Annotated in this window: 12 protein-coding genes; 4 read left to right on the top strand and 8 right to left on the bottom strand. The window is 71.9% G+C overall.

The window, feature by feature from the left end; genetic code table 11:
• Window positions 1-40: 40 nt before the first annotated feature.
• Together AB0N66_RS34130 and AB0N66_RS34125 are read right to left on the bottom strand one after the other, a co-directional pair.
• Entirely contained in the window at window positions 41-1,261 is a 1,221-nt protein-coding gene (locus AB0N66_RS34130) for an acetyl-CoA C-acetyltransferase (RefSeq protein WP_365442327.1), read from the bottom strand.
• A gap of 451 nt (window positions 1,262-1,712) precedes the next feature.
• The gene (locus AB0N66_RS34125; RefSeq protein WP_365442325.1) at window positions 1,713-2,735 is read right to left on the bottom strand and encodes an SGNH/GDSL hydrolase family protein; all 1,023 of its coding nucleotides are present in this window, start codon (window positions 2,733-2,735) and stop codon (window positions 1,713-1,715) included.
• A gap of 143 nt (window positions 2,736-2,878) precedes the next feature.
• Between AB0N66_RS34125 and AB0N66_RS34120 the strand changes: the two genes are divergently transcribed.
• The gene (locus AB0N66_RS34120; protein WP_365442323.1) at window positions 2,879-4,273 is read left to right on the top strand and encodes a cystathionine beta-synthase; all 1,395 of its coding nucleotides are present in this window, start codon (window positions 2,879-2,881) and stop codon (window positions 4,271-4,273) included.
• 403 nt (window positions 4,274-4,676) lie between these two features.
• On the opposite strand, the gene AB0N66_RS34115 is transcribed toward AB0N66_RS34120, so the two are convergent.
• Window positions 4,677-5,111 carry a hypothetical protein gene (locus AB0N66_RS34115; protein ID WP_365442321.1) on the bottom strand — a complete coding sequence of 145 codons (435 nt, stop codon included), beginning with the start codon at window positions 5,109-5,111 and terminating at the stop codon, window positions 4,677-4,679.
• Between the two features lie 214 nt (window positions 5,112-5,325).
• Between AB0N66_RS34115 and AB0N66_RS34110 the strand changes: the two genes are divergently transcribed.
• The 3 genes from AB0N66_RS34110 (at window position 5,326) to AB0N66_RS34100 (ending at window position 8,802) form a co-directional block, all read left to right on the top strand.
• A complete protein-coding gene (locus AB0N66_RS34110) occupies window positions 5,326-7,200 on the top strand; it encodes an aromatic amino acid ammonia-lyase (RefSeq protein WP_365442319.1) in 1,875 nt (624 codons plus the stop codon).
• Window positions 7,201-7,259: 59 nt separating this feature from the next.
• Entirely contained in the window at window positions 7,260-8,096 is an 837-nt protein-coding gene (locus AB0N66_RS34105) for a MurR/RpiR family transcriptional regulator (RefSeq protein ID WP_365442317.1), read from the top strand.
• A gap of 136 nt (window positions 8,097-8,232) precedes the next feature.
• Window positions 8,233-8,802 carry a hypothetical protein gene (locus tag AB0N66_RS34100; RefSeq protein ID WP_365442315.1) on the top strand — a complete coding sequence of 190 codons (570 nt, stop codon included), beginning with the start codon at window positions 8,233-8,235 and terminating at the stop codon, window positions 8,800-8,802.
• 85 nt (window positions 8,803-8,887) lie between these two features.
• Here the strand turns inward: AB0N66_RS34100 and AB0N66_RS34095 are convergent, their stop codons facing one another.
• The 5 genes from AB0N66_RS34095 to AB0N66_RS34075 form a co-directional block, all read right to left on the bottom strand.
• Window positions 8,888-9,262 (bottom strand): hypothetical protein, encoded by a 375-nt coding sequence (locus tag AB0N66_RS34095; protein ID WP_365442313.1) that lies wholly within the window; start codon window positions 9,260-9,262, stop codon window positions 8,888-8,890.
• A 16-nt stretch (window positions 9,263-9,278) separates the two neighbouring features.
• Window positions 9,279-9,794 (bottom strand): roadblock/LC7 domain-containing protein, encoded by a 516-nt coding sequence (locus AB0N66_RS34090; RefSeq protein WP_365442311.1) that lies wholly within the window; start codon window positions 9,792-9,794, stop codon window positions 9,279-9,281.
• A 64-nt stretch (window positions 9,795-9,858) separates the two neighbouring features.
• A complete protein-coding gene (locus tag AB0N66_RS34085; protein ID WP_365442309.1) occupies window positions 9,859-10,671 on the bottom strand; it encodes a transcriptional regulator in 813 nt (270 codons plus the stop codon).
• Window positions 10,668-11,066, bottom strand: a complete 399-nt coding sequence (locus tag AB0N66_RS34080) for a hypothetical protein (RefSeq protein WP_365442307.1) — start codon at window positions 11,064-11,066, stop codon at window positions 10,668-10,670. The genes AB0N66_RS34085 and AB0N66_RS34080 overlap by 4 nt, the downstream gene beginning before the upstream one ends.
• Before the next feature lie 368 nt (window positions 11,067-11,434).
• Complete coding sequence (locus AB0N66_RS34075) at window positions 11,435-12,790, bottom strand: diaminopimelate decarboxylase (protein WP_365442305.1); 1,356 nt, start codon at window positions 12,788-12,790, stop codon at window positions 11,435-11,437.
• Window positions 12,791-12,857 lie beyond the last annotated feature (67 nt).

Raw genomic sequence — 12,857 nt, 5'->3', positions numbered from 1 at the left:
CTGGGTTCAACTCCCGTGACAGGAGCGGTACTAGGTGGTACTAGCTGAGGCGCTCGATGACCATCGCCATGCCCTGGCCGCCGCCGACGCACATCGTCTCCAGGCCGAACTGCTTGTCGTGGAACTGGAGGCTGTTGATGAGCGTTCCGGTGATGCGGGCGCCGGTCATGCCGAAGGGGTGGCCGACGGCGATGGCGCCGCCGTTGACGTTCAGCTTGTCCAGCGGGATGTTCAGGTCGCGGTAGCTCGGGATCACCTGGGCGGCGAACGCCTCGTTGATCTCGAACAGGTCGATGTCGTCGACGGTCAGGCCGGCCCGCTTCAGGGCCTGCTTCGACGCCTCGACCGGGCCGAGGCCCATGATCTCGGGGGAGAGGCCGGTGACGCCGGTCGAGACGATGCGGGCGAGCGGGGTCAGGCCGAGCTCGCGGGCCTTCGTGTCGGACATGATCACGAGGGCGGCGGCGCCGTCGTTCAGGGGGCAGCAGTTGCCGGCCGTGACGAGTCCGTCCGGGCGGAAGACCGGCTTCAGGCCCTGGACGCCCTCCAGCGTCACACCCGCGCGCGGGCCGTCGTCCTTGGAGACGACAGTGCCGTCCGGCGTCGTGATCGGCGTGATCTCCCGCTCCCAGAAGCCGTTCTTGATGGCTTCCTCGGCGAGGTTCTGCGAGCGGACGCCGAACTCGTCCATGTCCTGGCGGGTGACGCCCTTGAGGCGGGCCAGGTTCTCGGCGGTCTGGCCCATCGCGATGTACGCGTCCGGGACGAGGCCGTCCTCGCGGGGGTCGTGCCAGCTCGCGCCCTCGCTGGCGGCGACGGTGGCGGTACGGGCCAGGGCCTCGGCGAAGAACGGGTTCTGGGTGTCGGGGAGGCCGTCGCTGGAGCCCTTGATGCTGCGCGACACCATCTCGACGCCCGCCGAGATGAAGACGTCGCCCTCGCCCGCCTTGATGGCGTGCAGGGCCATGCGGCTGGTCTGGAGCGACGAGGAACAGTAGCGGGTGATGGTGCAGCCCGGGAGGTGGTCCATGCCCATCTGTACGGCGACGATGCGGCCGAGGTTGTAGCCCTGCTCGCCGCCGGGGAGGCCGCAGCCGAGCATGAGGTCGTCGATGTCCTTCGGGTCCAGGCCGGGGACCTTGGCGAGGGCGGCCTCGATGATCGTGGCGGTCAGGTCGTCGGGGCGCACCTCCTTCAAGGAGCCCTTGAAGGCGCGGCCGATCGGGGAGCGGGTGGCTGAGACGATCACGGCTTCGGGCATCGACGGCTCCAGTAGGAAGGGGCGGCGCGTAGCGCCTCGTTGAGGGGTGGTGGTCGGGCGACGGGTGGGAGTACGGGGCGGGCATGGCTGCTTGCGAAGTTACCCGTACGTACGGTTCAGGTCACGGGGGTGGGGGTGTGACTCGGGCCGCACTTTTCTAAGCGCTTGCTTTCTTCTGGCGTGGGCGCCTTTCACTGGCGGGGCTCCCGGCATCGGGGGGTGCGGCGGGCTTTTTCGCCCCTCCGCCCCTTCCCGTCCCTTGTTCCTGGGGCTCCGCCCCAGACCCCGCTCCTCAAAGGCCGGAGGGGCTGAATCTCTCCCCGGCCGGCGCTAGAAGTCTTTAGCCCGTCCGGCGTTTGAGGACGAGGCCGTTCGGCCGACAGCGCGGGTGTGGGGGCGGCAGCCCCCAGATACGGGACGGGCAGGGGCGGAGGGGGCGAAAAACCCCTGCTCACGCAGACGGGGCCGGTGTCGGGTCCGTGGCCGGTACGCGGCGTCGGCGGCGGCGTTTCAGGAGGGCCCAGGGGCCGCGGGGGCCTGTGGGCATGGCGGCGGTGACCTCGGTGCCGGGCTCGGAGGCGGCCTCCGCGGCCGCGCGGGCCACCGGCAGGAAACCTTCGCGGCGGGAGACGTCCGGGTGCTCCTCCTCCGCCGGCCAGAGGTTGAGCGCCGCGCAGACCGTAGGGAGCAGCGCCATCGCGGCAGTGGCGTACCCCTCCGCCGAGGGGTGGTAGTTGTCGGGCCCGAACAACTCCCGCGGGTTCGCCGCGAACTCGGGGCCAAGGAGGTCGCCCAGCGACACCGTACGACCGCCCTGCTCGACCGTACCGATCGTCTGGGCGGCGGCGAGCTGCCGCGAGGCCCGGCGGGCCAGCCACCGCAGCGGCTGCTGAACCTGCTCGACCGTGCCCAGGTCGGGACAGGTGCCCACGACGACCTCCGCACCGGCCGTACGCAGCCGCCGTACCGCCGAGGACAGATGGCGCACGGAACGCGTCGGCGGCATCCGATGGGTCACATCGTTCGCGCCGATCATGATCACGCAGATATCGGGTACCCGGGAGGTGTCCGCGAGGGTCAGCGCTACCTGGCGGTCCAGGTCGTCCGACTGGGCCCCGGGCAGCGCCACGTTGCTCAGCTCCACCGGACGCTCGGCGACCGCCGCGAGCCCGGACGCGATGAGCGCCCCCGGAGTCTGCCGTGCCCGGTGCACACCCTGCCCTGCGGCCGTGGAGTCGCCGAGCATGGTCAGCCGCAGCGGCGGACCGTCCTGCCCGGCGTATCCGTACCCGTACAAGCCCTCACCGCGCGGCGCGTGCGGTGTGTGTCCGTTGCCCACCACACGTTTCGCCATCTGCACCTCGGCCAGCAGCACGCCGACCGCGGCCGCGCCCACCAGGCCGATCCCGCCGCCGCCGTACGCCGCGCCCGCCGCGATCCGCCGTGCCACCCTCGCCCTCGACATACCCGCCATGCGTCGCCGTCACCTCCTCATAGCCGTACATCCAGTGCTTGCCCCGTGAGGGCCGCTCTCCAATCTCAACGGTGCGTGAACCGTCACCCGACGCCTTACGCTGACGGGACCATCCCTTTTGAAACACAGCTCCGGAGACAACGGTGCAATTCCACGACTCGATGATCAGTCTCGTCGGCAACACCCCGCTGGTGAGGCTCAACAACGTGACCGCGGGCATCCAGGCGACCGTCCTGGCGAAGGTTGAGTACTTCAACCCCGGCGGGTCCGTGAAGGACCGCATCGCCCTGCGCATGATCGAGGCCGCGGAGGAGAGCGGAGCCCTCAAGCCGGGGGGCACGATTGTCGAGCCGACCAGCGGAAACACCGGAGTCGGGCTCGCCATCGTGGCGCAGACGAAGGGCTACAAGTGCATCTTCGTGTGCCCCGACAAGGTGAGCACCGACAAGATCAATGTGCTCCGGGCGTACGGCGCCGAGGTCGTCGTCTGCCCCACCGCCGTCGACCCCGAGCACCCGGACTCGTACTACAACGTGTCCGACCGGCTCGTACGCGATACGCCCGGCGCCTGGAAGCCCGACCAGTACTCCAACCCCAACAATCCCCTCTCGCACTATCACTCCACCGGCCCCGAGCTGTGGGAGCAGACGGAAGGGAAGATCACCCACTTCGTGACGGGCGTGGGCACCGGCGGCACCATTTCCGGGACCGGGCGGTACCTGAAGGACGCCAGTGACGGCAAGGTGCAGGTCGTGGGCGCCGACCCCGAGGGGTCCGTGTACTCCGGCGGGTCCGGGCGGCCGTATCTGGTCGAGGGCGTGGGCGAGGACTTCTGGCCCACCGCGTACGACCGGACCGTCGCCGACGAGATCGTCGCCGTGTCCGACAAGGACTCCTTCCAGATGACGCGCCGGCTCGCCAAGGAAGAGGGGCTGCTCGTCGGCGGGTCCTGCGGCATGGCCGTCGTCGCCGCGCTGCGGGTGGCCGAGCGGCTCGGGCCCGACGACGTCGTGGTCGTACTGCTGCCCGACAGCGGGCGCGGGTACCTCAGCAAGATCTTCAACGACGAGTGGATGGCCGACTACGGGTTCCTGGAGGACACCGGGCCCAGCGCGCGCGTCGCCGACGTCCTCGACGACAAGGAGCACGGCCGCATCCCCACCCTCGTCCACATGCACCCGGAGGAGACGGTCGGCCAGGCGATCGAAGTGCTGCGCGAGTACGGCGTCTCGCAGATGCCGATCGTGAAGCCCGGCGCCGGGCACCCGGACGTGATGGCCGCCGAGGTCATCGGGTCCGTGGTCGAACGGGAGCTGCTCGACGCGCTGTTCACCAAGCGGGCCTCCCTGGAGGACCCGCTGGAGAAGCACATGTCGGCGCCGCTGCCGCAGGTCGGGTCCGGTGAGCCGGTCGGGGACCTGATGTCCGTGCTCGGCGCCGCCGACGCCGCGATGGTCCTCGTCGAGGGCAAGCCCACCGGGGTCGTCAGCCGTCAGGACCTGCTGTCCTTCCTCGCCAAGGGCGGGGCGAAGCAGTAACAGACAGGCGAGGCGTCCGGGCCGAGCTGCGAGAACGCTTCTGAGCGGCGCTTTCTGGAGTGAACTTCGCGGAAGTGGTACGAGCGCGTCACGTCCGCGCAGCACCGGCTTAACACGGATCCGGCACATTGGTGGTTGTCGGCAAGGGCGGGAGCGGCTCCCCGCCCCGGCCGACACCAAAACGGCGTCAAGGACCTTCGGAGCGGCTCCCGGACCTCCATGACGCCACGGACGCGTAAGCCCGGCCCTGACCCGGCTCGCGTCCCTCGCGGGGACCGCCGTCGTCCCGCCCCCCTTTATCGGGGGTGCGGCGGTCCTCGCGCAAGCTTCGAAGGGCCCGCACCTGATCGCAGGTGCGGGCCCTTCGCGCGTGTTCGTGCTGTCCGAACTCTTCTGGACTCTTCTAGTCTTCCCAGTCCGACGCCGACTTGCCCTTGCGCCTGCCGAAGAAGTCCGGGTAGAGACGCGCGGCCTGGACCACGTTGACCCCCACGATGCCTCCCCAGGCGACCAGGAGGCCGGGCAGGCCCGCGACGCCGCCGCCGATCCCCGACAAGGGGATGGCGAGGACGAGGGAGACGATCCCGAAGCCGAAGCGCTCGCCCCAGGAGTCGGTCGACTGGGGTGAGCGCGATCCACGCGCCACCACCATCTGCTGTTCCGCGAGTTGGCGCCGCACCCGGCGGTCGACCACGCCGTCAAAGCGCTGTTCGACCTTCTCCAGGAACGAGTCGACCAACGCGGACTCGTACTCTTCGCCCAGCTCCTTGCGTGCGTGCAGGGTGGCGTCGAGTTCCTTCTTCAGTTCGGCGTCGCCGCGGGCTTCCATACCGGTCATGGTGCCTACGTTAGGGAGCCGACGGCGCCGAGGCACTGGGGTTAGCCCCCCTGTTCGGAGTGGGCTGCACCCCCGTCGGATCCGGAATGTGCGCCGTGTTGAACTGGATCACGAGGTGTCCCTTGCCCGGCCTGCATATCGTCATGCAGAGTTCTCCGTACTTGAATAGGTTGTCAACGGTGTCAATCTCCGGAGTGAGGGGAGTCTGCGCTCTATGTCGTCTCGGACTGTGGACGTGTCGAGTGTGGTGAACACCGGTCTCGTGGTGCTGGACGGCTGCAGCACCGGTGTCGCCGACATCGTCCGGCTCGCCGACGGGGCCGCGCGGCCGGTTCCCGGCACCGAAGCGATGAAGCGCGTCGAGGAATCCTGGGACGCGGCCCGGCAGATCGCCGCGAGCGGCCGTGTGTACGGGCGGTCCACCGGCGTGGGCGCCAACCGGAACGAGGACGTGCCGACGGCGTCCGCCGCGGGGCACGGTCTGCGTCTCCTGCGCAGCCACGCCGGGGCGATCGGCGAGGAGCTGCCCGCCCGGCAGGTCCGCGCGATGCTCGCCGTGCGCGCCAACCAGTTGCTCGCGGGCGGCGCGGGGCTCCGGCCCAGCGTCGTCACGGCACTGTGCGAGGCACTGGAGACCGGGGTGTACCCGGTGGTGAACGAGTTCGGATCCGTGGGCACGGGTGACATCGCGGCGCTGGCGCAGGTGGGGCTGGCGCTGGCGGGGGAGCATCCTTGGCGGGGGCCGGTGGGGCCGGTGGGGCTGGCAGGGTCCGTGGGACCAGTGGGCCATGTGAGCCCTGTGGGGTCCGTGGGGGGTCTGAGGGTTTCCGGGGGCGATCACTCCGAGCGGGGTGGCGGCGCCGAGGCGAAGCCGCACGGAGGGTCGGGCGGTCGCCCGCGGGACGTGTCGTCCCCGGAGGAGCAGACTGTCGGCGGGGCTGGCGCGGGTGCTTCGCGGGGCGTGGCGCCCGTGGTGGGGCGGGCTGTCGGCGGGGCTGGTGCGGGTGCTTCGCGGGATGCGGCGTCCGTGGAGGCGCGCGTCGCTGCTGAGTCTGCCGCCGGGTTCGTCGGCGAGGTCGGCGACGGCGCCGGTGCGGGCGCCCCGCGGAGGCTTGTCCCCGAGCCCCAGCCCCTCGACAACAACGACGCCCTCGCGCTCATCAGCAGTAACGCGCTCACCCTCGGGCAGGCCGCGCTGGCTCTGGACGAGCTGCGTGGGCTCATCGGGGCCACGCAGGTCGTCGCCGCGCTCTCGCTGATCGCGGTCGACGGCTCGCACGAGGCGTACGCGGCGCCCGTGCACGCCGCGCGGCCGCACCGCGGGTCGGTCGAAGTGGCGCGGCGGATGCGGGAGTTGATCGGGGCGGCGGACCGGCCGGTGCCGCCGCTCGGGCGGATCCAGGACCCGTACGGCTTCCGGTGTGTCCCGCAGATCCACGGGCCCGCGCAGGACGCGGCGGACGCGCTGGAGGGCGTCCTCACCGTCGAGATCAACGCCGCCGCCGAGAACCCCCTGATCTCCCCCGAGGACATGGCCGCGTACCACCACGGCGGCTTCTACCAGGCCCAACTAGCCCTCGCCCTGGACCACTTCAGGCTGGCCGTCACACAGGTGGCCCGCCTGTCGACCTCCCGGCTCTCCACCCTGAACGAACCCGCTTACACCCGCCTGCGCCCCTTCCTCGCCGACAGCGAACCCGCGTCCTCCGGCGTGATGATCCTGGAGTACGCCGCCGCGGCCGCCCTCGGTGACCTGCGGGCCTTCTCCGCGCCCGCCTCGCTCGGCCACGCTGTACTCTCCCGGGGCGTCGAGGAACAGGCCAGCTTCGCCTCGCTCGCCGCACGGCAGACCCTGCGGGCCTGCGGTGCGTACCGTCTCGTCGTCGGCTGCGAACTCGTCGCCGCCGTACGGGCGTTGCGTCAGCGCGAGCTGCGGCCCGATCCGGAGCTGCCGGCCGGCCGGGCGCTGGAGCTCGCCGAGTCGGTGCTCGACCCGGAACAGGCCGACCGGCCGCTCACCGGCGACGTGGGCGCGGCGGCCGCACTGCTCGACCGGTTCACGGACATCTGGAGGGGGAGCGCGTCATGAGCGGCGTGGACGCAAATGCGGATGCGGATGCGAGTACGGGTGTGGACGGGAGTATTGGTATGACGGACAGTCCCGCCGCGCGGCTTCAGGCGCTCTTCGAGGGGCACCGGCTGACGCCGACCCAGCGGCGGATCGCGCACAGCATGGTGCGCCGCGCCGCCGACGTGCCGTTCCTGTCGAGCGTCGAGCTCGCCGAGCTGGCCGGGGTCAGCCAGCCGTCCGTCACCCGCTTCGCGGTCGCGCTCGGCTTCGACGGCTACCCGGCGCTGCGCAAGCACCTGCGCGAGGTCGCGCCCGCCGAGCAGACCGCGGCCTCCGCCTCGTACAACGAGTACCAGCAGGCCGTCGAGGCCGAGATCGAGAACCTGAAGCACCTGGCGGAGGTGCTGGCGGACCCGCGCCCGGTGGCGCGTGCCGGGCGGCTCCTCGCTTCGAGCCGGCCGCTGCCCGTGCTCGGCCTGCGCGCCGCCGCCTCCCAGGCGTACGGCTTCGCGTACTTCGCGGCCAAGGTCCACCCCGACGTACGGCTGCTGCACGAGGGCGGCACGATGCTCCACGACCGCATCGACGCGGCCGTGCACGCCGGGGCCACGGCACTGCTCTGCTTCGCGCTGCCCCGGCATCCGCGCGAGGTCGTGGACTCGCTGGCCTACGCGAAGGCGGCCGGCCTGACGGTGGTGACGGTCGCGGACTCGGCGTTCGCGCCGGTGGCGAAGGTGTCGGACCTGCTGCTTCCGGCCGCCGTCGGTACCGGTCTCGCCTTTGACACGGCTTGCGCCCCGATGCTGATCGGCCGCGTCCTGCTGGAGGCGATGTGCGACGACCTGCCGGACGCGCAGGCACGCCTTGAGGAGTTCGACGCGCGGGCGGCCGCCCGGGGACTCTTCGTCGAGTAGCCAGTAGCCAGTTCTCAGTGGCCACTCGCTGGTCGCTGGTCACGGTTTGGTTGAGCGGTCGTACTTCTCAGGCTCGTCTCACCTTCGCTCGCTAGCGTGCTCGCCCGGAGAGTTGGGACGTACAAGGAGGCGGAACGTGGGGCGCGGAGGGCAGGGACTGGCCCGGGTGGCTGTCGTCGTGAGAGCGGGCGCCGCACCGTTGTGGTGGTTCGGGGTGTTCGCGGCGGCCATCGGGGTGGTGTTGCCGGGGATCACCGGGCGCCGGATCGGGGTCATGGCCGGGGCGGTGCTGTTCATCGTCGCGGCCGTCGTGGTGGCGTACAGACGCAGGAAGCGGTACGCCGAACTGGCCCGCTCCGCCGCGCGCGCCAGCAAGCACGATGTGCTCCAGGACCGCGCGGTGACCGTACGGAACTGGCGCCGGGGCCACCGCTGGTGGCTGCTGCTCGCCTTCGTGGCCGCGCTGGGCAGCTCGTTCGCGGTGCCCGCCGCGGGCGGCATGCTGCTCGCCGGCGTGGGCGTCGGCCTGTGGCTGAAGGCCGGCTGGCTGGGGCGCCGCGAACGCGCCGGGCAGGAGCTGATCTGGGTGCGCGTCGACTGGCTCGGCAGGGGCGCGGGCGCCCCCGCGGGCAAGCCGGTCAAGGCCTGCCGGGCCACCGGTGTGGCGGCGGGCGACGCCGCGCCCGGCGGAGCGCGGCGCCACTGACGGCCCTGGCTGTACCGCCTGTTGGTCAACATCCGTTGGCCATCGGTCGTTTGCCATCAGCCGTTTGCCATCGCCGTTGGTCTGGCTATACCTCTAGGTCCGCCTCGATCCTGCGTAGCTGGTGGCGGGCCATCGCCAGGTTGGACCGTTTGACGTCGAGCACCAGATACAGGAAGAGGCCGTTGCCGCCGCGTCCCTTCATCAGCCGGATCAGGTGGTACTGGTCGGACAGCGTGATCAGGATGTCCTCGATCTCGCCCTTCAGGCCGAGGTGCTCCATGGTGCGCAGCTTGGCGCGTACGACGTCGGTGTTGCCGGCCGCCGCGACGGTGAGGTCGAAGCCCTTGCTGCCGCCGATGGTGCCCAGCGCCATGCCGCTGGTGTAGTCGACGAGGGCGGCGCCGGTGGCGCCCTCGATGGAGGCGAGTGCCTCTTTGAGTGCGGTTTCGGTGTTGGTCATGGTGTGCTGCTTCCTCTCAACTTTCCGATGTGGTTGGGGTGTTGGGGGTAGGAGTGGTGACGGCGCGCGAAACCGTCGGGCCGCGCGCCGTCCGGGTACGCGAGGTCGCGGAGGCGGGCTTCGTGGGAGCCCTCGCCGAGCCGGCCGGTTCGCCGCGCGCGGTCGCGGCTGCCACGAGCTCGCCGATCCGGGTGCCGGAGCGGCGCCCCTCCAGGTGCAGCCGGCCGACGTTCACCCGGTCCTGGGCGAGCAGGGTCAGCACGGCGGAGGCGCCGGCCGCGTACGTCGCCACATAGCCGTGGACGCCGCGCACCAGCAGCTCGCGGAAGTCGCCCTGCCCGGTGGCGTCCGCCATCCGTACGGCGACACCCAGCGCGGCCGCGGTCAGCGCGGCCAGGCCGTCCGGCTCCACGCCGGGGGTGTCGTGGGCGAGGACGAGACCGTCGGCGCTGGCCGCGAGCGCCCCGGTCAGCTGGGGTACTCGGGCTCTCAACCGGTGGAGTTCGTCGAGGACTTCGGGCTCCGCCGCCATCAGCAGTCTCCTCTCGGCACGCTGTCGTAGCGCGCGGATCACAAGGCCTCCCGCGGGTCGGGGCTCACAGGGCCTCCAGCGCGTCTCTGAGCCGCCGCAGCAGGGCCACGTCGGGGTCGGCCGAGGTCTGGGTGAGCACGCTGGGAACGGGGGGCGGCTGCGCCGGGGGCGCCGCCGTCACGAGCCCGGCGGCGGCCAGCCGGCGCAGGTCGACCAGGGTGTGGAAAGCGGGCCGACCCAGGACGAGCGAGACGTCCGCCGCGGTGCGTACGCCGTCCACCCGGTCGAGTACGGCTTCCTGTCGCAGCGGAATCGCCGGGCCGGCGGCGAGTCGAGCGCGCGCCAGCGGTGCGGTGTCCGTCGCCGGGTCGGGCCAGATGCGGTGCAGCAGCTCGCGGCGGCGCACGGTCTCGCGCTCCAGCGCGGCCACGGATACTGGGCGGACGGGGCCGAGCCAGTGCGCGGCCCCGTACCGGAAGCGGCTCGGGGTGCTGCTCGCCCCGAGCACGAAATACGCCGCGTCGTACAGCGAACCGAGATGGCACAGCTCCAGCGCGCCCTTCGCTATCCGGCCGCTGTCGACCAGGAACCGGCCGACCCGGTTGCGCGCACCGGCCGCGGCGACGGCCTCCCGCCACACCTCCGGGTCCAGCACCCCGCGGGCGGCGAACAGCACGTCGAGCCCTGGTGTGGCGGGGCTCTCGGCGTGCACCACTTCGCCGTCGGCGAGGTAAAGCGTGCCGCGCTCGCGCACGAGCACGCCGGTGGCCCGCTCGGCGGCGAGCCGGCTCAGCATCGGCGAGACGCCGCCACTGGAGTCGGCCGCTCTGTCCCGGAGCGGTAGGTGGGGCGGGGGAGGTGTTCTGACCGTCGTCATCCGAGCACCAGCCGTCCGGCCAGCTCGGCGAGGCGGATACGGGCCAGCGCGAGGTTGCCGTCCGCGCGGGCCAGCCACAGGTGCAGGAACACGCTGCTGTCGAAGGTGGTGCTCACGAAGCGCAGCAGGTGGTAGCTGTCCCGGTTGCTGATGATCAGGTCCTCGACCGGTGTCTCCTGATCCGACCGGTCGGAGCCGTCGGCCGGGGCGAACGCGTGGTGCTCCGCGGCGAGCCGGGCCAGCTCGGCGGCCTCCGCCGCGGTCGTCTCGTGGTCACCGCCCGGTGCGTCCCCGGCCGTGCCCAGGGCCAGGCCGCTGGTCCAGTCGACCACCGCGGCCCCCCGGGCACCGGGCAGTGTCATGGCTTCCAGTAGGCACTCGTCGATTCCGGGCACCGTGTCTCCCCTCCCGCCAAGGGTTCGGCCGAGTGACGCCGAAGTTACGCAACGTGTGCGGCGGGGGGTGAGGGTTCTGGCATTTTCCTGTGGAACATGCCCCGCGGTGACTAAGGTGGGTCAACTGACCATATTTTCTGCCTGGTTGGAGCCGTGGCGAAGGCCCGGCCCGGGGCGCGTGCGGGTGCGCGGGGGCGTGCGGGACCTTTTGAGCGCCGGGTGCTCCACTGGATGTGCCGGGATGTGCCGGGATGTGCCGTCGATCGTCTGCGGCACCGTCGTGGCTGGTCGCGCAGTTCCCCGCGCCGCTTCAGGGCGCTGCCGAACCGCGGGTGGACTTCACCGCCCTGGTAAGCCCCGTGAGGGCCTTAGAGTCCCGTGAGCGCCGACGGGCGTGCCCCGCCCGATTCCGCGACGATCTCTTCGAGGGTTTGCGGCTCGCGTGCGACGGCGAAGCGGACGCCGCCCTCGTCGTCCGGCGCGAAGCCGTAGATACCCGGCCGGGCGAGGGAGTTGTACGCGTAGTGGTGGGCGAAGTAGTACGCGCCCGTGTCCAGCGCGGCCGCGTAGTCGCCCTGCTCGAACAGCGGCAGCGCGCGCCCCTCGGCGAGGAGGTCACCCGCGAAGCAGGCGGGACCCGCGATGTCCTGGACGACGTCCGGTCCCGCCTTGGGGCGCCCCTTCGCGTCGTACGCGGCGATCCGCAGCGGCCAGGACGCGGGCGCGTACACCGTGCGGGCGGCGATCTGCACGCCCGCGTGGGTGACCGCGATCGCCCGCCCCCCGGCGGACTTCGTGTACTCGACCCGCGCGAGCACCGTCCCGTGCTTGGCGAGGAGCGACCGCCCGAACTCGGTGACCAGCCCGTACCGCCCGTCGAACAGCCCCGGCACCACCCCGGCGAGCAGCCGCGCGTACTGCGCGTACGTCGGGGCGGTGGCGTTGGAGCCGAAGTTGACCGGCAGCCCGCCGCCGATGTCGATCGTGTCGATCTGCCGCCGCCCGAGGTGCCGGTTGATCTCCTCGGCCAGTGCGTACGTCTCCGCCACGCCCTGTGCCATCAGTGACAGCGGGATGCCCTGCGACCCGGTGTGCGCGTGCAGCCGGGTCAGCCAGGGGCGGTCGGCGTACGCCTGGACGATCCACTCCCGCGCTCCCTCGTCCCGCAGCGCGACCCCGAACTTGGAGGTCGCCGTGGCAGTCGACAGCGCCTCGATGGAACCCCCGCCGACCTGCGGGTTCACCCGGATTCCGAGGGGAGATCGGGTCGCCGCGGACCGTACCAGGGCGTCGATACGGTCCAGCTCCTGCGGGTTGTCCGCGTTGACGGCGATGCCCAGCGCCAACGCCTCGCGCAGCTCGGCGGGTGTCTTGGCGGGTGAGTCGAGGACCGTGTGCGCCGGCGACACTCCGGCCGCCCGGGCGAGGGCGAGCTCCCCGGGGCTCGCCACCTCCGCACCGATACCCTGCTCGCGCAGCAGCCGCAGTACGGGCACGAGCGGGGTCGCCTTCACCGCGAACGCGTGCAGCACAGGCGTGCCGGGAGCGGTCACCGCGTCGAAGGCGGCCCGCAGGGCGGCGGCCGAGGCCCGGATGCCGGGGACGTCCAGGAGGGCGACGATGGGGGTTCCCGGCGTGAGGAGACCTTGCTCCACGGCGGCCCGGACGGCATCGTCGCGTCGCAGGACGCGATCGCGGTCCTCATCGTCGGCCAAGCCCGCCAAGCCCGCCAAGCCCGCCAAGCCCGCCAAGCCAGCCAAGCCAGCCAAGCCCGCACCGCCCGAGCCACCT

Origin of the sequence: Streptomyces sp. NPDC093544 (genome assembly GCF_040683495.1) — a bacterium.
In the GTDB taxonomy this organism is placed as follows: domain Bacteria; phylum Actinomycetota; class Actinomycetes; order Streptomycetales; family Streptomycetaceae; genus Streptomyces.
Note: the sequence above shows the minus strand (reverse complement) of the source record. Positions and strands in the feature narration are given on the sequence as shown.